The organism is Leisingera sp. ABD4_442 (genome assembly GCF_056160905.1).
Window position 1 is genome coordinate 17,880 of record NZ_JBSWYB010000034.1, and the last position, 24,062, is coordinate 41,941.

A 24,062-nucleotide genomic window follows, 5' to 3' on the forward strand; every position below is an offset into this window, starting at 1 on the left:
CGTAAAGGAGGATTTGAGGTGCTCCTTTACGCGGCCTGGGCCTGGTGCGATTTGCGCTGGATCAAACCGGGGCCGTCAGCTCCAGCCCTTGCGGAAGAAATGCGGCGAGGCGCCGAACTTGCGTTTGAACTGGCGCGAAAAATGGGTGGCGGAATTGAAGCCTGAGGCGAGTGCGATTTCGGTGACACTCATCGAGGTTTCGTTCATCAGCGCAAAGGCATGGCTGAGGCGCATGTCGAAATAGACATGCATCGGGCTTTGGTTCAGGTAGCGCGAGAACAGCCGTTCCAGCTGGCGGCGGGAGATGTCGAGCCGGTCGCACAGCTCGCCGATCGACAGCGGCTCCTCGATTGATTCCTGCATCAGCTGCAGCGCGTTCAGCAGGCGCTGGTTGCGGCTGCCGATGGCAACCGCGTAGTTCGACTTCTGCGGCGCCGCCTGGCCGCCGGAGCGCACATGCAGACACATATCGGCAACGATGATCGCCAGCTGCTTGCCGTGGCGCTCCTCGATCAGGTGCAGCATCATGTCGGTCGCGGCATTGCCGCCGCCGCAGGTCATCAGCGGGCCGGAGATTTCGAAGATATTGGGCGAGGGTGCCAGGCTCGGGTAGCTTTCCAGGAAACCGGGCTGGTTTTCCCAGTGCAGGGTGAACTTGTGGTTCTTGATCAATCCCGCCTGCGCGAGCGCAAAGGCGCCGGTGCAGATGCCGCCGATGGAACGGCCAAAGCGGCTTTCGCGGCGCAGCCAGTTCAGGGTGACCTCGCTGGCGGCACTGTGCGGCTCGACGCCTGCGCAAACAAATCCCAGCGAATCCGAAGGCAGCGGCTGCAGCGGCGTGTCGGGCGTCACCACCATGCCGTTGGAGCAGCGCACCGGCTGGCCGTCCTCTGTCATGATGTACCAGCGGTAGAGCCGGGTTCCGGTCACCTGGTTGGCAATGCGCAGAGGTTCGATTGCAGCAGCCACCGGCAGCATGGTCGCCTTGGGCAGCAGCAGGAAATAGAAATCCTGCGGCTCGCCCTCGAACGGGACGGCGAGATTGGCGGCGGCGCCTTTCTGAACGAAGCTGTCATCGGACATGGCGGGACCCCAGCGCAGCACCCGGGGCAAAGCACCAGGCGGAATTCGGACTTAATTTTGCTTCCTAAGGGCCTGCCGCAGAAAGCAGCCCGAGAATAGCGACAGCGTTCCAGCAGATTGCGACACCAGATACAGGTTTGCGTCATCGTGAAAATGCCTGCCGCCTCTTGCAGGTCAAAAGGGGCGATACTAAGACTCAGGTAACACTCCGTCGGGTATGGTGCCGGACATAAACAACGCAGGCAGGTCGAAATGATTGATCCCAGAGAAACATACATGAACACCCTGGTCCCGATGGTGGTTGAACAGACCAGCCGGGGCGAGCGGGCCTATGACATCTTTTCCCGTCTGCTGAAGGAGCGGATCATTTTCCTGAACGGGCCGGTGCACGACGGGATGAGCTCGCTGATCGTTGCGCAGCTCTTGCATCTTGAGGCGGAAAACCCGTCCAAGGAAATCTCGATGTACATCAACAGCCCCGGCGGCGTTGTGACGAGCGGTTTGTCGATCTATGACACCATGCAGTACATCAAGCCGAAGGTTTCGACCCTGGTGATCGGCCAGGCGGCATCCATGGGCTCGCTGCTGCTGACCGCCGGCGAACCGGGCATGCGCTTCTCGCTGCCGAATTCCCGCGTGATGGTGCACCAGCCCTCGGGCGGCTTCCAGGGCCAGGCGACCGACATCATGATTCACGCCGAGGAAACCCTGAAGCTGAAGAAGCGTTTGAACGAGATCTACGTCAAGCACACCGGCCAGGAATATGACACCATCGTGGATGCGCTGGAGCGTGACAATTTCATGTCGCCTGAAGAGGCCAAGGAATTCGGCTTGATCGACGAGATCGTCGAGAACCGCACCAAGGGCGATGACGAGCAGGCCTGACGCCTGCGGTTGTGAACAGCTGTGTGCCCCGGGTTCAAATTGGGGCGCACTTTCACATTGTGGCGGCCTAAGCACTGGCTTAAGCTGACAGAAAGTTGGATTGCCCCGCAGTGCGGGCGCAGCGGACCGGGCGGACTGAAAGGTAGACCATGGCGACGAATTCAGGCGGCGACAGCAAAAACACCCTTTATTGCAGCTTTTGCGGCAAGAGCCAGCATGAGGTGCGCAAGCTGATCGCAGGCCCCACCGTATTCATTTGCGATGAATGCGTTGAACTGTGCATGGATATCATCCGTGAGGAGACCAAGGCTTCCGGGCTGAAGGCTACCGACGGCGTGCCGACGCCCAAGGACATCTGCCAGGTGCTGGATGATTACGTGATCGGCCAGGCCACGGCCAAGCGGGTGCTGTCGGTTGCCGTGCACAATCACTACAAGCGTCTGAACCACGCGCAGAAGGCGGGCTCGGACATCGAACTGGCGAAATCGAACATCCTGCTGATCGGCCCGACCGGCTGCGGCAAGACGCTGCTGGCGCAGACGCTGGCGCGGATCCTGGATGTGCCCTTTACCATGGCAGATGCGACCACGCTGACCGAAGCGGGCTACGTAGGCGAGGATGTCGAGAACATCATTCTGAAACTGCTGCAGGCCTCGGAATACAACGTCGAGCGGGCGCAGCGCGGCATCGTCTATATCGACGAGGTCGACAAGATCACCCGCAAGTCGGAGAACCCCTCGATCACCCGCGACGTGTCGGGCGAGGGCGTGCAGCAGGCGCTGCTGAAACTGATGGAAGGCACGGTGGCGAGCGTTCCGCCGCAGGGCGGCCGCAAGCATCCGCAGCAGGAATTCCTGCAGGTGGACACCACCAACATCCTGTTCATCTGCGGCGGCGCCTTTGCCGGTCTCGACAAGATCATTGCACAGCGCGGCAAGGGCTCGGCAATGGGCTTTGGCGCCGATGTGCGCGACAATGATGAGCGCGGCGTCGGCGAGATCTTCCAGGACCTGGAGCCGGAAGACCTGCTGAAGTTCGGCCTGATCCCGGAATTTGTCGGCCGTCTGCCGGTGCTGGCAACGCTGGAGGATCTGGACGAGGATGCGCTGGTGATTATCCTGACCCAGCCCAAGAACGCCCTGGTCAAGCAATACCAGCGCCTGTTCGAGCTGGAAGACACCGAGCTGGACTTTACCGACGAGGCGCTGAAGGCGATTGCCCGCAAGGCGATCGAACGCAAAACCGGCGCGCGCGGCCTGCGCTCGATCATGGAGGACATCCTGCTGGATACCATGTTTGACCTGCCCGGCATGGAGAGCGTGACCAAGGTGGTTGTCAATGAGGAGGCGGTGACCTCGGAGGCGCAGCCGCTGATGATCCATGCGGATGCCGAGAAAGAGCCGGCGTCAGCGGGCTGAGCGGAGAGGACTTAGATCAGACGGCGCGGTGTTTTCCGCGCCGTTTGTTTTTGGGGGACGGTTGGATGGGGGCTCTGCCCCCGCAGCGGCAGGCCGCTGCGCCCCCGGGATATTTTTGGCAAGAGGAAGGAGAGGGCAGTGATCAAGCGGATTTCCTCCGGGGGAGAATTCGAGGCCAAGATTGGCTATTGCCGGGCTGTTGTGGCCGGCGGGTTTGTGCATGTGGCGGGCACCGTGGGGCAGGGCGACGATGTTGTGGCCCAGTGCAAATCGGCGCTGGAAACCATTGGCGCGGCGCTGGAGAAGGCGGGCGCGGGATTTTCCGATGCGGTGCGGGTGAACTACTATCTGCCGGATGCAGCTGAGTTCGAACCCTGCTGGCCGGTCCTGGCAGAAGCATTTGGCGCCAACCCTCCGGCGGCGACCATGGTGGAATGCAATCTGATTGATCCCAAGTTCCGCATCGAGATCGAACTGACCGCGCTGGCGCCTGCTGAAAGCTGAACGGGCCAGCGGCGCAGCGGCCGCTGAGGTAAATCTGCCAAATCCCGCCAGGTCCCGGGCTGCCCAAGGCGCAAGCCACTGGACCTTGGCGGGAAATTGGGCCATATCGAAGACGCAAAAATCCGGAGGCACCCATGGGAATCCTGAACACACTTCTGCGCGCCGTGACCTGGTGGAACGGCTCCACCCTGAACACCCGGATCTTCACCGCCCGCAAGGGCATAAAGGTGGGTGAGGATGATCAGGGCAACGTGTTCTACCGAAATGCGGACGACAGCAAGCGCTGGGTGATGTTCAACGGCGAAGTGGAAGCATCCCGTGTCAGCCCCGACTGGCACGGCTGGCTGCACCGGACCTTTGACGAGGTGCCGAGCGAAAAGCCGCTGAAGCACAAGGCCTGGGAAAAGCCGCATCAGGAAAACCTGACCGGCACCATGATGGCTTATGCCCCGGCGGGCTCCATCCGTGCAGGCGGTGCCCCGAAAGAGCGCCGCGATTATGAGGCCTGGGTGCCCGAGTAAAACATCTGCCAGAAGGCTGATTTCATGTCCCATAACCCTACCGAAGTTTTTGCCGGCGGTGTCGTTCTGGCCGCGGCAGTTGCCTTTGCCGTCTATGCAGGGCAGGCAGCGGGCCTGTCGCAGGGCGGATCCACCTATGATCTGAACGCCTCTTTCCGGTCGCTGGAAGGTGTCAGCGTTGGCACCGACGTGCGGCTGGCCGGCGTCAAGATCGGCACGGTCACGGGGGTTGGCCTGAACCCTGAGACATTCCGCGCGGATACTGTGTTTTCCGTGAAGGAAGGTATCGAGATCCCGGATGACAGCGCTGTGGTTATTTCCTCCGAGGGCTTGCTGGGCGGCAATTTCGTGGAGATCATGCCTGGCGGATCGCCATTTGCTTTTGAGACCGGCGACGAGATTGAAGATACCCAGGGCGCGGTCAGCCTGATTTCGCTGCTGGTCAAATTCGTCGCGGGCGGCGGAGAAGAATCTTGATGCGTCTGACTGCTGCGCTGACGGCCTGTGTTCTGGCGCTGCCAGCCTGGGGGCAGGAGCAGGCGGCGCAGGGAAATGCTGCGGTGCTGCGGGCGCTGGACAAGGTCAACGGCCACACGATGGACGCCGAAGTAGCAATTGGCGCCAGTGCTGAGCTGTTCGGGCTGCTGGTGACGGTTTCAGATTGCCGCTACCCGGCAGAGAATCCGACGGGCGATGCTTTTGCTTATCTGACCGTACGCAATCCGGATGATGGCGCGACGCATTTTCAGGGTTGGATGATTGCTTCCAGCCCGGCGCTGAACGCGCTGGACCACAACCGTTATGATGTCTGGGTCATGCGCTGCAGCAGCAGCTGAGGCGCGGGCACCGCAGGCTGCATGAAATCCGCATCTTTCGACAGGGCTTCGCGCAGCAGCGCGCGGTAGCGGGCCCGGGTGACTTCGATCCCGCCCAGTGAGGCCAGATGCGGGGTCAGGAACTGCGTGTCGCACAAGGTGAAGCCCGCCTGCACAAGCCGGTCGGTCAGATAGGTCAGGGCAACCTTGGAGGCGTCGCGGCTGCGGGAGAACATGCTCTCGCCAAAAAACGCACCGCCCAGCGAGACACCATAGGTGCCGCCGGCCAGCATTCCCTGATGCCAGACTTCCAGCGAATGGGCGTTGCCCATCATGTGCAGGTCCAGATAACGGTCCCGGATTTCGCTGTTGATCCAGGTCTCTGCCCGGTCGGCGCAGCCGTCAACCACGCCGGCAAAGTCCCGGTTCACGGTGATCTCGAACCCGCCGTTGCGGATGCGCTTGGCGAGGGACCGGGAGATGCGGAAACCGTCCAGCGGCAGAATACCGCGCCGTTTAGGGTCGACCCAGAACACTTCCGGGTCGTCGCGGTGTTCGGCCATCGGGAAAACACCGGCGGAATAGGCGTGCAGCAAGAGATCCGCAGTCAAGCTCATGGTGCCGGTCAGTATAAACGGGAAATGGGGGCAAATGTAAAACGGGGCGCTGCCAATGGCGCGCGCCCCGTGAGGTGTTAACCCGGCGTGTTTTCTTCCAGCCAGCGTTCCAGCCAGTGGATGCCGTAGTCACCGGTGTGGATGTCCTGTTCCTGCAAGAGCGCGTGGAACAGCGGCACGGTGGTGTCGATGCCGTCGATGATCAGCTCGCCCAGGGCGCGGTTCAAACGCGCCAGCGCCTCGGTCCGGTCGCGGCCGTGCACGATCAGCTTGCCGATCAGCGAGTCGTAATAGGGCGGGATCGAATAGCCGTCATAAAGCGCCGAATCCATCCGCACGCCCAGCCCGCCGGGAGCGTGGAATGCGGTGATTTTGCCCGGGCAGGGGGCAAAGTTCGGCAGTTTCTCGGCGTTGATCCGCACCTCGATGGCGTGGCCGTTGATCTCCAGGTCGTCCTGGGTGAAGGACATCGGCAGGCCTTCGGCCACACGGATCTGTTCCCGCACCAGGTCGACGCCAAAGATGGCCTCTGTCACCGGATGCTCCACCTGCAGGCGGGTGTTCATCTCGATGAAGTAGAACTCGCCGTCCTCATAGAGGAACTCGACAGTGCCTGCGCCGGAATAACCCATCTTGCCCACGGCGTCGGCGCAGATCTTGCCGATCCTGGCGCGCTCTTCCGGGGTGATGCAGGGGCCGGGGGCCTCTTCAAAAACCTTCTGGTGGCGGCGCTGCAGCGAGCAGTCGCGTTCAGCCAGGTGAATGCCGGTGCCCTTGCCGTCGCCAAAGACCTGAACTTCGATGTGACGCGGTTTCTGGAGATATTTCTCCATGTAAACCTCATCATTGCCAAAAGCGGCCTTGGCTTCGGAGCGCGCGGTGGAGAAGGCGACCTCAAGGTCTTTCTCGTTCACGGCCACCTTCATGCCACGGCCGCCGCCGCCGGCGGTGGCCTTGATGATCACCGGGTAGCCCATGTCGGCTGCGGCCTTCTTGGCCGACGCCAGGTCCGGCACGCCCCCATCGGAGCCCGGAACCACCGGGATGCCGAGGTTCTTGGCGGTTTCCTTGGCGGTGATCTTGTCACCCATGATGCGGATGTGTTCAGCCGAGGGGCCAATGAAGGTCAGCCCGTGGTCTTCGATGATCTGAACGAAATTGGCGTTTTCCGACAGGAAGCCATAGCCCGGGTGGATCGCCTGGGCGCCGGTGATCTCGCAGGCGGAGATGATGGCCGGGATCGACAGATAGCTTTGGGCGCCCGACGGCGGGCCGATGCAGACCGATTCATCGGCCATGCGCACGTGCATCGCGTCAGCGTCGGCGGTGGAATGCACCGCCACCGACTTGATGCCCATTTCGCGACAGGCACGGATCACGCGCAGTGCGATCTCGCCGCGGTTGGCAATCAGGATCTTGTCAAACATGGCAGATCCTTACTCGATGATGGCCAGGGGGGTTCCGAATTCAACGGCTGCGCCGTCTTCGACCAGGATGCGCTTCACGGTGCCGGATTTCGGCGCCGGGATGTGGTTCATGGTCTTCATGGCTTCGACGATCAGCAGGGTGTCGCCTTCGCTGACCTGCTGGCCAACGGAAATGAAGGCGGCTGCGCCGGGTTCCGGTGCCAGATAGACGGTGCCGACCATCGGCGAGGTCACGGCGCCGGGGTGGCTGGCAGGATCGTCGGTGGCAGCTGCAGCCGGGGCCGGTGCGGCAGCAGGCGCGGCAGCGGCTGCAACCGGGGCAGGGGCGGCAGCGGCGGCAGGCACGGCAACCTGAACCGGTGCAGCAGCCATGGCGGTCTGACGCGAGACACGCACATTCAGGCTGTCCTCCTCGCCGTATTCCCGCTTGACCTGCAGTTCGGTCAGATCGTTGTCGCGCAGCAGTTCCGCCAGCGCCTTGATGAATGCCACATCCGCTTCGTGAGATTTGTTTGTCATATTGTCCTCAGCCGGTTCCGACATGCCCGCCCAGGCCCGAAAAGCCCGGCAGGCAGGAAATTAGCGCGCTTATAGGGCAAGGATTACCGCAAGGAAAGCGCTGTCGATGCTTGGCGTAACATGGAGGCAGATTGACGGATTTGCAATTGCCCGCCGCAAAATTGCCTCAGAGCGGCATGCCGGTCAGCTTGGCCACCAGTTCCGGCAGCTTGCGGGCTCCGAATTTCTGCAGCAGATGCGCCCGGTGGCTTTCCACGGTGCGGTAAGACAGGTCCAGCTGCTTGCCGATTTCCTTGGCTGACAGCCCCTTGCAGGTGAGGATCGCCACCTCGCGCTCGCGCGGGGTGAGGGAGACCACGGGGCGGTCGTCTGAGATATCGGCAAAGGACCAGATCCCGGTCTGAAACGGTGCCTCAGGTGTCACCGAGCGGCCGCGTACCCGGCACCAGAACAATCCGCCGGCCCGGCGCCGCATGATGCGTTCGTCGCTGTAGCTGCCGCTTTGCGCCTCGGGCTGCTGCAGCAGGGCTCCGATGCGGTTGAAATCCTCCTGGCTGGGATACAGCTCGGCAATCAGCATGCCGGTGTAATCGGCTGGCGCGCCGCCAAAGGTCGCCGCGAATTGCAGGTTGCACCGGGTGATGACGCGGCGTTCCAGCACGGCAAGGCCCACAGGGGCATGGTCAAAGGCGAGATCGCTCATATGGTAGGTCTACCCGGGTATTTCTTCGGAATTGAAGTGGCTTGTCCTTGCGTGCCACGTTGCGCGCTGCGGGGCAAGCCGGAGAGGATGGGCATATGAACTTGGCAGTTTGGCTGCAGCGGATGGCAGCGGCGGATGGCGCTCGGCCTGCGTTGTATCACGGGCAGGAGCTGGTTGCGGATTATGCGGGCTTCCACGCCCGGGCGGTGTCGGTTGCGGGCTGGCTGCAAGAGCAGGGCATCCAGTCCGGGGACCGGGTTGGCATTTTCATGAAGAATAGCCCGGATTATCTGATTGCCCTTTACGGCATCTGGTACGCAGGCGCGGCGGCCGTGCCGGTCAACGCCAAGCTGCACGGCAAGGAGGCGGAGTTCATCCTGCAAAACTCGGGCACGCGGCTGGTGTTCACCTCGCCTGGTCTGACAGAGGCAGTCGCAGCTGGTGAGGCTCAGGTCCGCTGCGTCGACATTACGGGTGCGGATTACGAACAGGCGTTGCAGGCGGAGCCGGTGGCGGAACCGGTGTCGCGCGCGCCCGGCGATCTGGCCTGGCTGTTCTACACCTCGGGCACCACCGGGCGGCCCAAGGGGGTTATGATCACCCACCGGATGCTGGTGAACATGGCGCTGGCCTATTTTGCGGACGTGGATCAGGTGAGCGCGAAGGATCATGCGCTTTACGCAGCACCGATGAGCCACGGCGCCGGGATTTATGCGATCCAGCATGTGCTGGCAGGGGCCGCGCATGTCTGCCCGGTGTCCGGCGGGTTCGACGAGGCAGAGATCTTTGATCTGGCCGCGCATTTCGGACGGGTGCATATGTTTGCGGCGCCAACCATGGTGACCCGGATGACGGCAGAGGCCAAACGGCTGGGCTGCGGCGGCGAGGGGTTGCGAACCGTGGTCTATGCGGGCGGGCCGATGTATGTGGCCGACATCATGGAGGCGGTGGAGCATTTCGGCCCGGTCTTTGTGCAGGTCTACGGGCAAGGGGAATGCCCGATGGCGATCACCGCGCTGCCGCGCCATGATGTGCAGGACCGCAGGCATCCGCGGTGGAAGGAACGGCTGGCCAGCGTCGGCAGGGCGCAAAGCATGGTCGAGGTGCGCATCGGTTCGCCGGAGGGGGAGTTGCTGCCGGCGGGCAGCCATGGCGAGATCATGGTGCGCGGCGATGCGGTGATGCCGGGCTATTGGCAGAACCCGGAGGCCACGGCCAAGACGCTGGTGAAGGGTTGGCTGATGACAGGGGACATGGGCGTGATGGATGAAGACGGCTACCTGACGCTGCAGGACCGGTCCAAAGACATGATCATCACCGGCGGCTCCAACGTCTACCCGCGCGAGGTAGAGGAGGTGCTGCTGATGCACCCAGGCGTGCGCGAGGTCTCGGTAGTGGGGCGGCGGCATGCGGACTGGGGCGAGGAAGTGGTGGCCTTTGTTGTCGGAGATGCGCCGGAGACAGAGCTGGACGAACTGTGCAACAGCAGGATTGCCCGGTTCAAACGCCCCAAGGCCTATCTGCGCATCGAGGCGCTGCCCAAGAACAACTACGGCAAGGTGCTGAAGACGGAACTGCGCAAAATGCTGTGAGGGCCGTTCAGGCAGTGCGGGCAGAGCCGCCGCCGGCTGCCGCCGGGCGCTGGCCCATCATAGTGTCGATCAAGAGGCTCATCAGTTCGGCCCGGTTGCTGGTGCCGGATTTGCGGTAGATCGCGTTGAGCTGCGCCTTGACCGTGCCCTCGGCACTGCCGCGCATGGCAGCGATTTCGGCGGTGCTGAGGCCTTTGACCAGAAAGGTCGCGACATCCAGCTCCGCCGGCGTCAGGCTCCAGTTGGCAAATTCCGCGTCGATCACTTCCTGAACTGCGGCCTGGGCCGAATTCAGGCTGTCCTCCAGATGCGCCTTGCGCCGCAACAGCCACATCAGGATGCGGGTCTCGATCACGATGGCGGCCAGCAGGGCCACCGCCGCCACGCCCTCGATATAGGCATGCGCGCCTTCGCCCTGCTCCGCCTCGCCTGCCTCCATGCCGGAAAGGTCGGCGAACATGTCCCCCAGAAACACCGCCGCGCAGAGAGCCTGCACGGCGATGACGGCAATCAGGATCCAGGGTTTGGCCGGGTCTTGCCGGTTCGGTGTCATTGCGCAGGCTCCGTGTCGGTTGCAGGCAGTTCTTTGTAGCCAGTGACCATGGCGCGCGCCAGATTGACTTTGGTGCGGCGGCTTTCGAACAGCACCGCCGCCACATGCAGCAGAACCGAGATTTCCGCCCAGGAAACCAGCGCCTCATGCAGGTCTTCCGGCCAGCCAGCGGCTGGGATCACGCTGGCCGCCAGCCAGCCTGTCAGCGCAACAGCCAGCAGCGTCAGCAGCAGATTGTAGATCATCAGAGCCCCCAGCGGAGAATGCCCTGTGTGGCGGCTGGTCCGGCTGGTGGCGATTTCTGTCAGCTGGCCTGCCGCGGCGCGGGCATCCGGCGGGAAGCTGGCAAACCGCGCGTAGCGGCTGCCGATCAGCCCCCAGATCACGCGCAGGCCTACAAGCGCTGCGATGAAATAGCCGATGTATTGGTGTAGGGTCCCGTCCGGGTCGGTCAGCAACGCATTGGCGGCAAACCCGGCCGCCAGCAGCCAGTGAAACGACCGCACCATCGGGTCCCAGACATATGTTTTCTGCATGTCAGCCTCCTGTTGCCCGGGGCGCAGGGATGCCGGCCCCGGGATGTACCTGGTCTGTGGCGGTCAGTCGTCGTCGTTGTCTTCTTCGATCTTCACGACCTCGAACTGCTGGTTCAGAAGGAACTCGTATTCTTTGCCGTCTTTGGTGGCTTCGGCCTCGAACATGCCGTCTTCGGCTTCGATCTCCGTGACCTGAAAGCCCTGGCCGGTCAGCAGATCGCTGATCTTGGTTTCGGTGTCCGGGCTGATGGATGTTTCCGAGGCGAGCGCCGCAGCGGCGGGCAGGGTGAGGGCAAGGGCCAGAATTTTTACAGAAGCGTGCATGGTCATGTCCTTTTTCGCTGTGTGATTGGCCTGCGCCGGTCAGCGCGGGCTGTCTCAGCGATTTTGGGGGGAGGGCGGACATTCAGAATAGGCGGCAGGGCAGAAGGGGCCGGAAATCTGCGGTGTATAACTTGCGTTTATGGCGGGGAAACAAGGGGTTCCGGGAGGCATCCCGGGCCGGCGGCAAAAAAAGAGGCCAGCTCTGAAAAGAGCCGGCCCCAGTCTGCCAGTGCCGGCACGCGGGTGGCCGGCACGACGGAGATGAATTCTTCAGATCGCCAGGTATTCTGCGCGCAGCTCTTCGTTTTCCAGCACCTCGGCAGCGGTGCCGTCAAAGACGATGCCGCCGGTATCCAGGATCACCGCGCGGTCGGCCAGCTCCAGCGCACGCACCGCGTTCTGCTCGACGATGATGGTGGTCATGCCCTGTTCCTTGATGTGGATGAGGGTCTTTTCGATCTCGTCCACGATCACCGGGGCAAGGCCCTCATAGGGTTCATCCAGCAAAAGCACCTTGATGTCGCGGGCCAGGGCGCGGGCAATCGCCAGCATCTGCTGCTCGCCGCCCGACAGTGTCACGCCTTCCTGTTTGCGGCGTTCGCCCAGACGCGGGAACAGGTCGTAGAGGCGCTCCAGCGACCAGCCGATCGGCGGGGCGATCTGCGCCAGCTGCAGGTTTTCTTCGACCGTCAGGCCGGGGATGATGCGGCGATCCTCCGGCACCAGGCCCAGGCCCGCGGCGGCGGCCTCGTAGGAGGTCATCTTGTGCAGCGGCTTGTGGTCCAGCCAGATCTCGCCGCGGGTCACCATAGGTGAACCGGTGCGGGCAATGGAGCGCAAGGTCGAAGTCTTGCCCGCACCGTTGCGGCCCAGGAGCGCCAGGATCTCGCCCTCGTGGACGTTGAAGTTGATGCCTTGCACGATGTAGCTCTCGCCGTAGTAGGCATGCACATCCCAGACCGACAGGAAGGCTGGCGCGGTGGAGGCCACATTGGCGTTCCTGGAGAAATCGGGTTTGACGTTCATCTTGGTTCCTCCTTACGCCGACTCGCCCAGGTACGCTTCGCGCACCTTTGGGTTGCCGCGGATGTTTTGCGGATCGTCCTCGACCAGCGGCGTGCCCTGAGCCAGCACGGTGATCCGGTTGGCGAGGCTGAACACCACATGCATGTCGTGCTCGATGATCGCGATAGTGATGTCCCGCTCGTCGCTGATCTGTTTCAAGAGGTCGATGGTGTTGTTGGTGTCGGCACGCGCCATGCCGGCGGTGGGCTCGTCCAGCAGCAGCAGACGCGGCTCCTGGCTCAGGCACATGCCGATCTCCAGCCGCCGCTTGTCGCCGCGGGACATGGCGGCGGCATGCATGTGCCGTTTGTCCGCCATGTTCATCTCTTCCAGCATGTGCTCGGCCTTCTCCAGAATGTCCTTCTGTTGCAGCACTGCGGACAGGGCGTTCAGTTCAAACGCGCCGTCCCGTTTGGCAAAGCAGGGGATCATCATGTTCTCCAGCACCGTCAGATCGCCGAAGATCTCAGGCGTCTGGAACACGCGGGAGATACCCATCTGGTTGATCTCATAAGGGGCGCGGCCCAGCACTGACTGGCCGTCGAACATCACCGATCCGGTGTCGGGGATCAGCTTGCCCACCAGGCAGTTCAAGAGGGTCGACTTGCCTGCACCATTCGGTCCGATGATCGCGTGGACCGAGTTTTCCTTAACGCTGAGGTTCACCTCGGACAGCGCTTGCAGGCCGCCGAACCGTTTCCCCACGTCTTTGACTTCAAGGATACTCATCTGTCTGTCTCCTTATTCCGCAGGGTTGGTTTCATGGGAGGCTGAACCGTTGTCCTTGGTCTTGCGGTTCTTGAGCCAGCCCCGGATCCGCTGACCGCCTTCGACCAGGCCGCCGGGCAGGAAGATCACAACCAGCATGAACAGGATGCCCAGGGTCAGGTGCCAGCCCTTGCCGATGAAGGGGTGGATGATGAAGACCACCGCGTCCTCCAGCCCATCCGGCAGGAAGCTGAACCAGCTGTGCAGGACGTTGTCGTTGATCTTGGAGAAGATGTTCTCGAAGTACTTGATGAAGCCTGCGCCCAGTACCGGGCCGATCAGCGTGCCGGCACCGCCAAGGATGGTCATCAGCACCACCTCGCCGGAGGCCGTCCACTGCATCCGCTCGGCGCCCGCCAGCGGGTCCATCGAGGCCATCAGCCCGCCTGCCAGGCCTGCATACATGCCGGAGATTACAAAGGCTGCCAGGGTGTAGGGCCGGGTGTTGAGGCCGGTGTAGTTCATCCGCTGCTGGTTCGACTTCACCGCCCGCAGCATCATGCCGAAGGGCGAACGGAAGATGCGGATCGCCAGGTAGAAGGAGGCAAGCAGCACCAGCGCGCAGAAATAGTAACCGACGTTGAAGGTGAAGACCCAGCTGCCGATTACCAGTTCGGCGCTGTCGCGCATTTCCAGTCCGAACAGGCCGGGCACCGGAATGTTGCCCTCGGCGGTCTGGCTTGCGCCCAGGATGCGCGGATCATCCAGCGCCAGCTGCAGGCCGGTCTCGCCGCCGGTGATGGGGGTCAGCACCGAATAGGCCAGGGCAAACATCATCTGCGCAAAGGCCAGCGTCAGGATCGAAAAGTAGATGCCCGAGCGGCGCAGCGAGACAAAGCCGATCAGCAGCGAGAACAGGCCGGAGACGATCACCGCCAGCAGGATCGCCGGGATCACGTTCATGCTCAGCAGTTTGAACATCCAGACAGCCGCATAAGAGCCGACACCGAGGAAGGCCGCGTGGCCAAAGGACAGGTAGCCGGTGAGGCCGAAGAGGATGTTAAAGCCGATGGCGAAGATCCCGAAGATCACAAACCGCTGCATCAGGTCCGGATAGCCTGCGTTGAACTGCGCCATCGCGCTGCCCGCGGGGAAGGGGTTCAGGATGAAGGGGGCGAACAGGGTCAGCACCGCCACGATGATCAGGAGGCTCAGGTCTTTTTTGTTCAGGTTGAACATGGTCTTAGTCCTCCATCACGCCTTTGCGGCCCATCAGGCCCCGCGGGCGGGTCAGCAGAATGATGATGGCGACCAGATAGATGATGATCTGGTTGATGCCCGGAATGATGTCGATGACCTCGCGCATCGAGGCAAAGCTCTCCAGCACGCCCAGCAGGAAGCCTGCTAGCACCGCGCCGGGCAAGGAGCCCATGCCGCCGACGACGACCACCACGAAGCTTAGAACCAGAAAGTCCATGCCCATGTGGTAGTTGGGGGAGTTGATCGGCGTGTACATGACGCCGGCCAGGCCTGCGACCGCGGCGGCGATGCCGAACATGATGGTGAACCGCTTGTCGATGTTGATACCCAGAAGGCCGACGGTCTCACGGTCGGCCATGCCAGCGCGGACCACCATGCCGAAGGTGGTGAATTGCAGGAAGGCAAAGACCCCGCCGATAATCACTGCGGCAAAGCCGAAGTAGATGATCCGCCAGTAGGGATAGATGATCAGGTTCGGGTCAAAGCCCAGCATGGCGCCGAAATCCAGCGAGCCCTTGAAGGCCGCAGGGGCCGGGGTCGGGATCGGGTTGGCGCCGTAGAAATACTTGATGACTTCCTGCAGAACGATGGCGAGGCCGAAGGTCACCAGGATCTGGTCCGCATGGGGGCGCTTGTAGAAATGCTTGATCAGCCCGCGCTCCATCACCACGCCAACCAGGATCATGATCGGAATGGCAAAGAGGACGGACAGCGGCACCGCCCAGTCGATGATCGCATCGCCCGTGGCTATGCCGAACAGGTCATGCACATAAGGGACCTCAACCTTCAGCGGATTGCCGAGGAAGTCCTTTTGCGTTTCGTCGATGATCGTGTGGCTCAGCGTCAGGATGCGGCTCAGGGTCACCGCGCAGAAGGCGCCGATCATGAACAATGCGCCATGGGCAAAGTTCACAACGCCCAGCGTGCCGAAAATGAGTGTCAGGCCCAGCGCGATCAGCGCATAAGCTGAGCCCTTGTCGAGCCCGTTCAGGATTTGGAGGATTATGGCGTCCATTGTCCCACCCTCTGAAAGTGTGAGTGCATAAAGCGGTCAGGCCCGTCACAGGGCGGCTTTTGCGGGAGCAGCAGGGGGCGGGGGCCTTCGCCTGGAAAGCCCGCCGCCCGTCTGTTCAGGTGCAGATCAAGCGGCCGCTTCAGGCGCCGTTGTTGCAAGTGCCCAGGGCGCCGCCGGAAAACTGCGGGTGATCCGGGGCATAGGTCACCTGGTCAACCGGGGTGACTTCGACGATTTCGAGCAGGTCGAATTCAGACGTCGGGTTTTCCTTGCCCTTCACGACCAGCACGTCCTTGAAGCACTGATGGTCGGCACCGCGGTACAGCGTCTTGCCGTTGCCCAGGCCGTCGAATTCATAATCCTCAAGCGCTTCGGCGACGGCACAGGGCGCAAAGGAGCCCGCGCGTTCAACCGCATCCGCATAGAGCAGGGTTTGAACATAGGTGGTGTGCGCGGCCTGGCTCGGCGGGAAGCCGTATTTGGTGCCGAAGGACTTCACAAAGGCCTTGGAGCCTTCGTCCTGCAGCGTCCAGTGCCAGTTGGTGGAGCCGAAGATGCCCTTGACGTTGGCGCCGGCACCCTTGGCCATCAGGCGGGAGTAGAGCGGCACGACGATCTGGAAGTCCTTACCGTTCACCTGCTTGTCGCGCAGGCCGAACTGAACCGCGTTGGTCAGCGAGTTCACCATGTTGCCGCCGTAGTGGTTCAGAACCAGCGTGTCGGCGCCGGACTGCAGGACCGGTGCGATATAGGATGAGAAATCGGTCTGCGTCAGCGGGGTCTTCACTGCGGCAACGGTTTCCCAGCCCATGGCCTCTGTCGAGGATTTCACCGCCTCTTCGGTGGTGTAGCCCCAGTTGTAGTCCGCGGTCAGGTGATAGGCCTTGCGGTCCTTGCCATAGGCGCCTGCCAGCACCGGCGCCAGCGCCGCACCGGACATGTAGGAGTTGAAGAAATGGCGGAAGCCGTTGGCCCGCTTGTCCTTGCCAGTGGTGTCGTTGGAGTGGGTGAGACCGGCCATGAAGATCACGCCGGCCTCCTGGCAGAGCGCCTGCACCGCCACGGCCACACCGGAGGACGAGCCGCCGGTGATCATGATGGCGCCGTCTTTTTCGATCATCGACTTGGCAGAGGCGCGGGCGGCATCGGATTTGGTCTGGGTGTCGCCGGTGACATATTGCACCTTCTTGCCCAGAATGCCGTTGCCCTGCAGCGCCTTGGAGCTGAAGGTGTTCATCATGCCGCCGTCGCCGCCGCCGTTCAGGTGCTCGACCGCCAGCTCATAGGCGCGCAGTTCGTCGGCGCCTTCGTCCGCGTAAGGGCCGGTCTGGGGCACGTTGAAGCCGAGGGTAACGGTGCCGCCGGTCGGTTCATTGGTAAATGCGTGCGCGCTTTGCGCGGTAAAGATGGTCGGCAGTGCAATTCCTGCGCCTGCCACGGCACCGGTCCGCAAGAGACCTCGGCGCGAAACGTCGAACTTAGACATGTATTCCTCCCTAATATGTTTGGTCCCTTGCAGCTCCTCACTTCTGCGCGGTACCAGCACAATTCGTGCAAAATCAGTATGGGAGCGTCATGTAAACTCAGGCAATAAAACCCTTTTAATGCTTGAAAATCCTGTAAAGAACTGAACAGTATTCTGTGGTGTTCTGTAAACAAACTTATATTGCGTTGCAGAAAGCCCTTGAAATGACAGAGTTTTGGGAGACCCGCTGAAATGGCACGCGACACCCTGACCGGAAGCCGGATCCGTGAGCGCCGGCTGATCCTTGGGCTGCGCCAGGCAGAACTGGCGCGGGAGGCTGGGATTTCGGCGTCTTACCTTAACCTGATCGAACACAACCGGCGCAGAATCGGCGGCAAATTGCTGGTTGGCATCGCCGGGGTGCTGGGCGTGGAGCCCTCAATGCTGAGCGAGGGCGCAGAGGCAGCGCTGATCTCGACCCTGCGGGAGGCGGCGGCGGACAGCGGCGTGCCCGTGGCGGAGCTGGACAGGGTGGATGAATTCGCAGGCCGTTTCCCGGGCTGGGCCGAGGTGCTGGCCGCCGGGCACCGCCGCGTCGCGACGCTGGAGCGCACGGTTGAAACCCTGTCGGACCGGCTGACCCATGATCCCAACCTGGCCGCCTCGGTGCATGAGGTGTTGTCGACCGCAGCAGCGATCCGGTCTACCGCATCGATCCTGGCAGAAACCGGGGAACTGGAGCCGGAATGGCGCGACCGCTTTCACAAGAACCTCAATCAGGATTCGCTGCGCCTGTCGGAAAGCAGCCGTGCCCTGGTGAATTTCCTCGACGAGGGCGATACCGGCGCCGACCGCCGCGGCATGCCGCAGGAAGAAGTCGAGTCTTTCTTTCAGGCGCATGGGTTTCACTTCCCGGTGCTGGAGGATGGCACTACCGGGCCGGAGCACCTGTTGCAGGATGCGCCCGACCTGACCAGCGGGGCCGCGCGCAGCCTGGCCCGGGCGGCTTTGGAGCAATACCTTGCGGACGCGCAGGCAATGCCGCTGCCGCAGATAAGCCGGGAGATTCAAACCCGCGGCATCGCGCCGGTTGCCCTGGCGCGCCGTTTTGGCTGCGGCCTGGCGGCAGTGCTGCGCCGATTGGCCGCGCTGCCTGAAGAGGTGCTGGGTCAAGAGGCGGGGCTGGCAGTTTGCGATGCCTCTGGCACGCTGCTGTTCCGAAAGCCGGTAACTGGTTTTGCGATGCCGCGCTTTGGCGCATCCTGTCCGTTGTGGCCGCTTTACACAGCATTGGTGAACCCGCATGTGCCGGTCCGGCGCAACGTGCTGCAGCAAGGGCGCAACGCGGCGGCCTTTGACTGCATGGCCGTTGCCTGGCCGCAGGAAATGCCGGATTTCAATGCCGATCCGCTTTACCGGGCGGTGATGCTGATCCTGCCGGGGACCAAAGATGCGGAGGATCCCCAACTGGTGGGCGCCAGCTGCCGGGTGTGCCCCCGGCAGGGCTGTGCAGCCCGGCGGGAGCCGTCGATCCTGAAGGAAGAGTTTTGACAGTGATGCGGGCAGGGGGCTAACCTGCGCAAAAATGAATGCGTGCCCGGGCCGGTTCGGCGGAGGGCAGCGCGGGGAGGAATTTCTGCTGATGGGCAGGCATGTTGTTCTGATTGAAGATGAACCGAATATCACCGAAGCCATCCGGTTCCTGCTGACACGGGACGGCTGGAGCGTGGACGCGCATACGGATGGCGCCACGGCGGTGGATCTGATCCGGGACGCGAATCCCGATCTGGTGATTCTAGATCTGATGCTGCCGGGCAAAAGCGGGCTTGAGATCGTCCGCGAGCTGCGCGGAGCAGCTGGAATGACCAAGCTTCCAGTGCTCATGCTCACGGCCCGCGGCCAGATGCGCGACCGCGAAATGGCGGAAAAAGCCGGGGTTACCCGCTTTATGACCAAACCTTTCTCCAATGCCGAGGTGCTGACAGCGGTGCGCGATCTGCACGCCCAGGCCGGCCAGGGATGACCCGGGACAGCAGCACCGAAGAGCAAACCGGCACCCGCGCGGAACGCCAGACCTACCGCCGCCGCCGCCTGATGGACATCGCGCGCTTGCTGCCGGTGCTGGGCGCGCTGCTGCTGGCGCTGCCGCTGCTGTGGCCCGAGGCCTCGACCCATCCGGCCGCCCGGGACGGCGTCAGCATGTCTTCGGCGATCATATATATTTTCGCCGTCTGGGTAGGTTTGATCGGCGCTTGCTTCATCTTCAGCCTGGCAGTGCAGCGGTGGGCGGACCACTGGACCGGCGGCGGGCCGGACGGGGCAGACGCGCCAGGTGCGGCGGAGGACAGCTGATGGCCTCGCTAAATGTGCTTGCCTTTGTGTGCCTTGCCTATGTGGCCTTTCTGTTCTTCATCGCCTTTTGGGCTGACCGCATGGCAAGCCGCGGCCGCAGCGCTGCCTGGATGCGCTCGCCGCTGATCTATACGCTGTCGCTGTCAATCTATTGCACCGCCTGGACTTTTTACGGCGCCGTCGGCTATGCCGCGCGGTCCGGGCTGGAGTTCGTGACCATCTACCTCGGTCCGTCGCTGGTTATGATCGGCTGGTGGTGGGGGCTGCGCAAGCTGGTGCGGATCGGGCGCAGCCAGCGGATCACCTCCATCGCCGACCTCTTGTCGTCGCGCTATGGCAAATCGAACCTGCTGGCGACCGGTGTGACCATCCTCGCGGTGATTGGTGTTACGCCGTATATTTCCCTGCAGCTGCAGTCGATTACGCTGTCCTTTGCAATCTTCGCCGAAGCCGATCCTCTGCGCGGCTTCAACGAGACCTCCACCGTGTTCTGGGTTGCCGCCGGTCTGGCGGTCTTTGCCATTCTGTTCGGCACCCGCAACCTGAATGCCAATGAACGCCACCACGGCGTGGTCACAGCCGTGGCGCTGGAGGCGATTGTCAAACTGGCTGCCTTGCTGGCGGTGGGCGTGTTTGTGGTCTGGGGCGTGGCCGGCGGTGTCGGCGAAACGCTGCAGCGCATTGATGCCTCGCAGATCGGCCAGTGGAATGTGGACGGCAGCCGCTGGGCTGCGATCACCTTTCTGGCTGCGGCGGCCTTTGTTTGCCTGCCGCGGATGTTCCAGGTGATGGTGGTCGAAAACGAGGACGAACGCCACCTGCGCATCGCCTCCTGGGCGTTTCCGCTGTACCTGCTGCTGATCTCGATGTTTGTGGTGCCGATTGCTGCGGTGGGGCTGGAGCTGCTGCCGGCAGGGTCCAACCCGGACATGTTCGTGCTGACGGTGCCGTTGCAGCAAGGCCAGCAGGGGCTGGCGGTGCTGTCGTTCCTGGGCGGGTTCTCCTCGGCGACGTCAATGGTGATCGTGGCGGCCATGGCGCTGTCGACGATGGTGTCGAACCATATCGTGATGCCGGTCTGGCTGCGGCTGCAGAGCCGCCAGGCCTCGGTCTCCGGCGACGTGCGCGACGTTGTGCTGCTGTCGCGCCGGGTATCGATCGCGGTGATCATGGCGCTGGGGTATTTCTACTATCACCTCTCAGGCGGGGCGGCGGCGCTGGCTGCAATCGGCTTGATTTCCTTTGCCGGGGTGGCGCAGATCCTGCCTGCGCTGGTGGGCGGGCTGTTCTGGCGCGGCGCCACCCGCAGCGGTGCCCTGGCCGGGCTGACCGTCGGTTTTACGATCTGGCTGTACACCATGCTGCTGCCTGCCCTGGGTGGCGGGCTGCTGCCGGAACATATCCTGCGCCACGGCCTGTTCGGCCTCAGCTGGCTGCGCCCTGAGGCGCTGTTCGGGGTAGAGGGGCTGGACCCGACAGTCCATGCGGTGATGTGGTCGATGAGCCTCAATGCACTGGCGTTCTGCCTGGTGTCGCTGATGAGCTTCCCCAGCCCGCTGGAACGGCTGCAGGGCGCACAGTTTGTCAATGTTTTCGACCATTCCGCAGGACCGCGTGGCTGGACCGGCTCGGTGGCGCAATGCGAGGATCTGATGATCATGTCGCAGCGGATCCTGGGCGCCCATGAGGCACAGGCGTTTTTCCAGCGCGAGCGGCTGCGCCAGGGTGGCCGCGGCCCGTTGCCGGAACCTACGCCTGCATTCCTGGAGCGGCTGGAGCGGGAGCTGAGCGCCTCGATCGGTGCGGCCGCGGCCCATGCGATGATCGGCCAGATTGCTGGCGGCTCCTCTGTTTCTGTTGCCGACCTGCTGGCGGTTGCGGATGAAACCGCGCAGATGCTTGAATATTCCAACCGGCTGGAAGCGCAGTCGGAAAAACTCTCGGAAACCGCGCGTAAGCTGCGGGAAACCAATGAGAAACTAACCCAGATTTCCGAACAAAAGGACGCCTTCCTGAGCCAGGTCAGCCATGAGCTGCGCACCCCGATGACGTCGATCCGGGCGTTTTCGGAAATTCTTCGGGATGATGGTCAGCTCAGCCCGCAGGACCAGCGCCACTATGCGGGAATCATTCATGACGAGACCTTGCGGCTGACCCGGCTGCTGAACGACTTGCTGGATCTTAGCGTGCTGGAGAACGGGCAGGTCAGCCTCAATATGACAGCGGGCACGCTGCCTGATGTGCTGGATCACGCGGTTGCTGCGGCGCTGGCAGGCTCGGACCGGCCGCTCAGGGTTATACGAAACCCGGAGACTGAGGGGTTCCGTCTGTCCTCCGATCTGGACCGGCTGGCGCAGGTATTTATCAATCTGATCGCAAATGCCCAAAAATACTGCGATGCGGAAACGCCGGAATTGACGATTGCCGCCGCTGCCGCAGGAGGGCGCTTGCACATTGATTTCATCGACAACGGCAGCGGCGTGCCGGCGGATTTTCAGCAGATGATTTTCGAGAAATTTTCGCGCGTTAGCCCGGAGCGCGCCGGCGGAGCCGGGTTGGGGCTGGCGATCTGCCGCGAGGTCATGCAGCGGCTGGGCGGCGATGTGCTGTATCTGCCAGGGCACAGTGGCGGCGCTTTCCGGGTTTCCTTACCTGCAGCAGGCGAAAAGGCCGCGTGATCTGCTCTGAGGTACAGGAGTTGTTAACCTCCCTTCGGGTAGAACCGGGGAAACGGGACGCGCAAGGGGCAGGTTAAACAGCCTATGTCTGAGACAGAAGCAGCAGAGGCAGGCAGCGGCAAGCAGGGTGTGCTTGCTCGCAAGCTGGCAGCGACAAAGGAAGGTGTCGGGGCACTGACGACCTCTCCGACGCTGAAGGCTTTGCGCCGCTCCGTTGCGCGCGCCGCCGCGGATCTTTGCAATCTGCCGATGGCCGTTCTGGCCGCACGCCAGTCGAACCGTATTCCGGAAGACCTGTCAGATCAGCTGTCGGACAAGGATCTGCTGGTTGTTCTGGATAGCCCCAATGGCCGGATGGGGGCTGCCAGCATGGACGCCGCAATGGTTACGGCGCTGATCCAGCAGCAGACCATTGGCGCAGTGATCGGCAAGACCCCGGATGAACGCCACTATACGCCCACCGATGCCGCAATGACGGCAGAGTTTCTGGAACGCATCTTTGCCAAGGTTATGGCGATGCTGGACGGTCACGCTGACCAGACCATTTTCAACGGCTACCGGTTCGGTGCCCAAGTGGAAAATGTGCGCAGCCTCGTACTGGGAATGGAGGCCGAAGATTACCGGGTGATCGAGCTGAACCTGGATCTGGCTTGCGGCGCCATGCAGGGGGTGATGAAGTTGATTCTGCCCGAACCCACTGCAGAGGAGCTGCAGGGCGGCCAGGCGGGCGGCACCCAGGGGCCATCGCTTGGGGCCAACATGGGGTCTATCCGCGCGGAACTGTCAGCGGTGCTGTGCAAGATGCGGGTGCCGCTGAATGAATTTGCCGGCCTGAAAGTGGGGGATACCCTGCCTTTGGATCAGGCGTTCCTTTATGAAACCGACCTCTTGACCATAGGGGGCCAGTCTGTGGCCCAGGGCCGTCTCGGTCAGATGAACGGCGCGCGTGCTGTGCGCCTGAACCAGCCCAGGACCAGGCTGGTCGGCGATGCCGGAGCTGATGAGATGGCATTCTCTGACGGGGCAGGCACAGGCAGCACCGCCGGTGCGGCGTCAGCGCTTGATATGGGAATCACCGCCCAGGGCCTGCAGGAGCCAATGGATGATATGGGCCTGCCGGCACTGGAACCTGAGCCCGGTATGGACGGCGGCTTTGGCATGGGCGGCGGCGACGGGCTGCCGGCTCTTGGCGATGGCGGTCTTGATGGTGCAATGGGAAGCGGCATGGATGCCGGGGACCTGCCTGGCCTCGGCGATGGCGCGCTGAGCATGGAGGGGCTGGACGGCGGGCTTCCGGACTTGCCTGACCTGCCTGATTTGCCCGCTGCCGATCTGGGGGACTTTGGCGAAGGCGATGCGGCTGCAGAAATTTCCCAGCTGGCCGGTCTGAGCGGCGACTAGGCGGAGAGCGGGTGAATGACCCCTATTCGGGTCAGGCGCCTGGGCGTGCTACGCTGAGTTACTTCAAACCGCAGAAGGCCGCGCAGGTGCGACCTCCGCGACGGGCGATGCGCAGGGCCGGCAGCATCGCCGCAACGGTGCTAAATTCCGTGCGCTGGCCCCAGTTTTCTGAGATCACAAGCTGACAGAGTCAGCGCCTTGCCAGCGAGTCCAGGGCCGGACGCAGACCGTCCAGCTGGTATCCCGCGGCCTGGGTCTTTTGCAGGATGTCATCCGGCGGCATATCACAGGCTTGGCTGAGCGCCCAGACAACCGAACAACGGGTGCCAGAGGCGCAATAGGCCAGAACCGGACCTTCGCAGCCTTCATACAGCTCGCGCTGCAATGCCACGTTTTCCGGTGTCATCGTCTGATGGGTCAGCGGAAGCACTTCGAATCGCAGTCCTGCGGCTTCGGCAGCGGCGCGGATCGCCTCAGCCTGATGGCTGGGCGGGACCTCTTCGTCGGGGCGGTTGCAGATCACCGTCTTGTAACCGGCTTCGGCAATGGCAGGCAGGTCCTCAGCCGAGATCTGCGGCGAGACCGAGTAGCGGGGGGTGATAATGCGTGCGTCCATGGGGC

The 24,062-nt window shown here is 62.8% G+C and carries 26 protein-coding genes; 12 read left to right on the plus strand and 14 right to left on the minus strand.

What is annotated here, in order from left to right:
- Nucleotides 1-75: 75 nt before the first annotated feature.
- On the minus strand, nt 76-1,083 hold the full coding sequence (locus ACXAHG_RS19070) for a GlxA family transcriptional regulator (RefSeq protein ID WP_475059887.1): 1,008 nt from the start codon (nt 1,081-1,083) through the stop codon (nt 76-78).
- A gap of 252 nt (nt 1,084-1,335) precedes the next feature.
- Here ACXAHG_RS19070 and ACXAHG_RS19075 point away from each other — a divergent pair, with 252 nt between their 5' ends.
- The 6 genes from ACXAHG_RS19075 to ACXAHG_RS19100 all read left to right on the plus strand — a co-directional run bounded on the left by ACXAHG_RS19075 (nt 1,336) and on the right by ACXAHG_RS19100 (nt 5,247).
- A complete protein-coding gene (locus tag ACXAHG_RS19075) occupies nt 1,336-1,968 on the plus strand; it encodes an ATP-dependent Clp protease proteolytic subunit (protein ID WP_475059889.1) in 633 nt (210 codons plus the stop codon).
- A 149-nt stretch (nt 1,969-2,117) separates the two neighbouring features.
- Nucleotides 2,118-3,386, plus strand: a complete 1,269-nt coding sequence (gene clpX, locus ACXAHG_RS19080) for an ATP-dependent Clp protease ATP-binding subunit ClpX (RefSeq protein WP_475059892.1) — start codon at nt 2,118-2,120, stop codon at nt 3,384-3,386.
- Between the two features lie 138 nt (nt 3,387-3,524).
- Nucleotides 3,525-3,890, plus strand: coding sequence for a RidA family protein (locus tag ACXAHG_RS19085; protein WP_475042717.1), 366 nt, complete (start codon nt 3,525-3,527; stop codon nt 3,888-3,890).
- Between the two features lie 134 nt (nt 3,891-4,024).
- On the plus strand, nt 4,025-4,411 hold the full coding sequence (locus ACXAHG_RS19090; protein WP_475042719.1) for an NADH:ubiquinone oxidoreductase subunit NDUFA12: 387 nt from the start codon (nt 4,025-4,027) through the stop codon (nt 4,409-4,411).
- 24 nt (nt 4,412-4,435) lie between these two features.
- Nucleotides 4,436-4,888 (plus strand): outer membrane lipid asymmetry maintenance protein MlaD, encoded by a 453-nt coding sequence (gene mlaD / locus ACXAHG_RS19095; protein ID WP_475042720.1) that lies wholly within the window; start codon nt 4,436-4,438, stop codon nt 4,886-4,888.
- Entirely contained in the window at nt 4,888-5,247 is a 360-nt protein-coding gene (locus ACXAHG_RS19100) for a DUF2155 domain-containing protein (RefSeq protein ID WP_475042721.1), read from the plus strand. The genes mlaD and ACXAHG_RS19100 overlap by 1 nt, the downstream gene beginning before the upstream one ends.
- On the opposite strand, the gene aat is transcribed toward ACXAHG_RS19100, so the two are convergent.
- From aat to ACXAHG_RS19120, 4 genes are all read right to left on the minus strand, one after another.
- Complete coding sequence (aat, locus tag ACXAHG_RS19105; RefSeq protein WP_475042722.1) at nt 5,211-5,843, minus strand: leucyl/phenylalanyl-tRNA--protein transferase; 633 nt, start codon at nt 5,841-5,843, stop codon at nt 5,211-5,213. The two genes, ACXAHG_RS19100 and aat, sit on opposite strands and share 37 nt — an antisense overlap.
- Nucleotides 5,844-5,920: 77 nt before the next feature.
- The gene (gene accC, locus ACXAHG_RS19110) at nt 5,921-7,270 is read right to left on the minus strand and encodes an acetyl-CoA carboxylase biotin carboxylase subunit (RefSeq protein ID WP_475059894.1); all 1,350 of its coding nucleotides are present in this window, start codon (nt 7,268-7,270) and stop codon (nt 5,921-5,923) included.
- A gap of 9 nt (nt 7,271-7,279) precedes the next feature.
- Nucleotides 7,280-7,789, minus strand: a complete 510-nt coding sequence (accB, locus tag ACXAHG_RS19115; protein ID WP_475042725.1) for an acetyl-CoA carboxylase biotin carboxyl carrier protein — start codon at nt 7,787-7,789, stop codon at nt 7,280-7,282.
- A gap of 166 nt (nt 7,790-7,955) precedes the next feature.
- Nucleotides 7,956-8,492 (minus strand): PAS domain-containing protein, encoded by a 537-nt coding sequence (locus ACXAHG_RS19120; RefSeq protein ID WP_475042727.1) that lies wholly within the window; start codon nt 8,490-8,492, stop codon nt 7,956-7,958.
- A gap of 95 nt (nt 8,493-8,587) precedes the next feature.
- On the opposite strand from ACXAHG_RS19120, the gene ACXAHG_RS19125 reads away from it, so the two are divergent.
- Nucleotides 8,588-10,084 carry a class I adenylate-forming enzyme family protein gene (locus tag ACXAHG_RS19125; RefSeq protein ID WP_475059896.1) on the plus strand — a complete coding sequence of 499 codons (1,497 nt, stop codon included), beginning with the start codon at nt 8,588-8,590 and terminating at the stop codon, nt 10,082-10,084.
- Between the two features lie 7 nt (nt 10,085-10,091).
- Here the strand turns inward: ACXAHG_RS19125 and ACXAHG_RS19130 are convergent, their stop codons facing one another.
- From ACXAHG_RS19130 to ACXAHG_RS19165, 8 genes are all read right to left on the minus strand, one after another.
- Nucleotides 10,092-10,637: a helix-turn-helix transcriptional regulator gene (locus ACXAHG_RS19130; RefSeq protein WP_475042731.1), complete on the minus strand. Its 546-nt coding sequence runs from the start codon at nt 10,635-10,637 to the stop codon at nt 10,092-10,094.
- A complete protein-coding gene (locus ACXAHG_RS19135; RefSeq protein WP_475042733.1) occupies nt 10,634-11,173 on the minus strand; it encodes a cytochrome b/b6 domain-containing protein in 540 nt (179 codons plus the stop codon). Before ACXAHG_RS19135 ends, ACXAHG_RS19130 begins: the two co-directional genes overlap by 4 nt.
- 63 nt (nt 11,174-11,236) lie before the next feature.
- Nucleotides 11,237-11,497: a PepSY domain-containing protein gene (locus tag ACXAHG_RS19140; RefSeq protein WP_475042734.1), complete on the minus strand. Its 261-nt coding sequence runs from the start codon at nt 11,495-11,497 to the stop codon at nt 11,237-11,239.
- Nucleotides 11,498-11,767: 270 nt separating this feature from the next.
- Nucleotides 11,768-12,523 (minus strand): ABC transporter ATP-binding protein, encoded by a 756-nt coding sequence (locus tag ACXAHG_RS19145; protein WP_475042736.1) that lies wholly within the window; start codon nt 12,521-12,523, stop codon nt 11,768-11,770.
- Nucleotides 12,524-12,535: 12 nt separating this feature from the next.
- A complete protein-coding gene (locus ACXAHG_RS19150; RefSeq protein ID WP_475042738.1) occupies nt 12,536-13,291 on the minus strand; it encodes an ABC transporter ATP-binding protein in 756 nt (251 codons plus the stop codon).
- 12 nt (nt 13,292-13,303) lie between these two features.
- A complete protein-coding gene (locus ACXAHG_RS19155; RefSeq protein WP_475042740.1) occupies nt 13,304-14,509 on the minus strand; it encodes a branched-chain amino acid ABC transporter permease in 1,206 nt (401 codons plus the stop codon).
- A gap of 4 nt (nt 14,510-14,513) precedes the next feature.
- Complete coding sequence (locus tag ACXAHG_RS19160) at nt 14,514-15,545, minus strand: branched-chain amino acid ABC transporter permease (protein ID WP_475031142.1); 1,032 nt, start codon at nt 15,543-15,545, stop codon at nt 14,514-14,516.
- Between the two features lie 139 nt (nt 15,546-15,684).
- Complete coding sequence (locus tag ACXAHG_RS19165; protein ID WP_475042744.1) at nt 15,685-17,031, minus strand: substrate-binding protein; 1,347 nt, start codon at nt 17,029-17,031, stop codon at nt 15,685-15,687.
- Nucleotides 17,032-17,262: 231 nt separating this feature from the next.
- On the opposite strand from ACXAHG_RS19165, the gene ACXAHG_RS19170 reads away from it, so the two are divergent.
- The 5 genes from ACXAHG_RS19170 to ACXAHG_RS19190 all read left to right on the plus strand — a co-directional run bounded on the left by ACXAHG_RS19170 (nt 17,263) and on the right by ACXAHG_RS19190 (nt 23,441).
- On the plus strand, nt 17,263-18,561 hold the full coding sequence (locus ACXAHG_RS19170; RefSeq protein ID WP_475059899.1) for a short-chain fatty acyl-CoA regulator family protein: 1,299 nt from the start codon (nt 17,263-17,265) through the stop codon (nt 18,559-18,561).
- A 91-nt stretch (nt 18,562-18,652) separates the two neighbouring features.
- Nucleotides 18,653-19,033 (plus strand): response regulator transcription factor, encoded by a 381-nt coding sequence (locus ACXAHG_RS19175; RefSeq protein ID WP_475042747.1) that lies wholly within the window; start codon nt 18,653-18,655, stop codon nt 19,031-19,033.
- A complete protein-coding gene (locus ACXAHG_RS19180; RefSeq protein ID WP_475042749.1) occupies nt 19,030-19,362 on the plus strand; it encodes a hypothetical protein in 333 nt (110 codons plus the stop codon). Before ACXAHG_RS19175 ends, ACXAHG_RS19180 begins: the two co-directional genes overlap by 4 nt.
- A complete protein-coding gene (locus ACXAHG_RS19185; RefSeq protein ID WP_475059901.1) occupies nt 19,362-22,040 on the plus strand; it encodes an ATP-binding protein in 2,679 nt (892 codons plus the stop codon). Before ACXAHG_RS19180 ends, ACXAHG_RS19185 begins: the two co-directional genes overlap by 1 nt.
- An 84-nt stretch (nt 22,041-22,124) precedes the next feature.
- Nucleotides 22,125-23,441: a FliM/FliN family flagellar motor C-terminal domain-containing protein gene (locus tag ACXAHG_RS19190; RefSeq protein ID WP_475059903.1), complete on the plus strand. Its 1,317-nt coding sequence runs from the start codon at nt 22,125-22,127 to the stop codon at nt 23,439-23,441.
- A gap of 190 nt (nt 23,442-23,631) precedes the next feature.
- Here ACXAHG_RS19190 and ACXAHG_RS19195 read toward each other — a convergent pair whose 3' ends face one another.
- On the minus strand, nt 23,632-24,057 hold the full coding sequence (locus ACXAHG_RS19195) for a protein tyrosine phosphatase family protein (protein ID WP_475059906.1): 426 nt from the start codon (nt 24,055-24,057) through the stop codon (nt 23,632-23,634).
- Nucleotides 24,058-24,062: the final 5 nt, after the last annotated feature.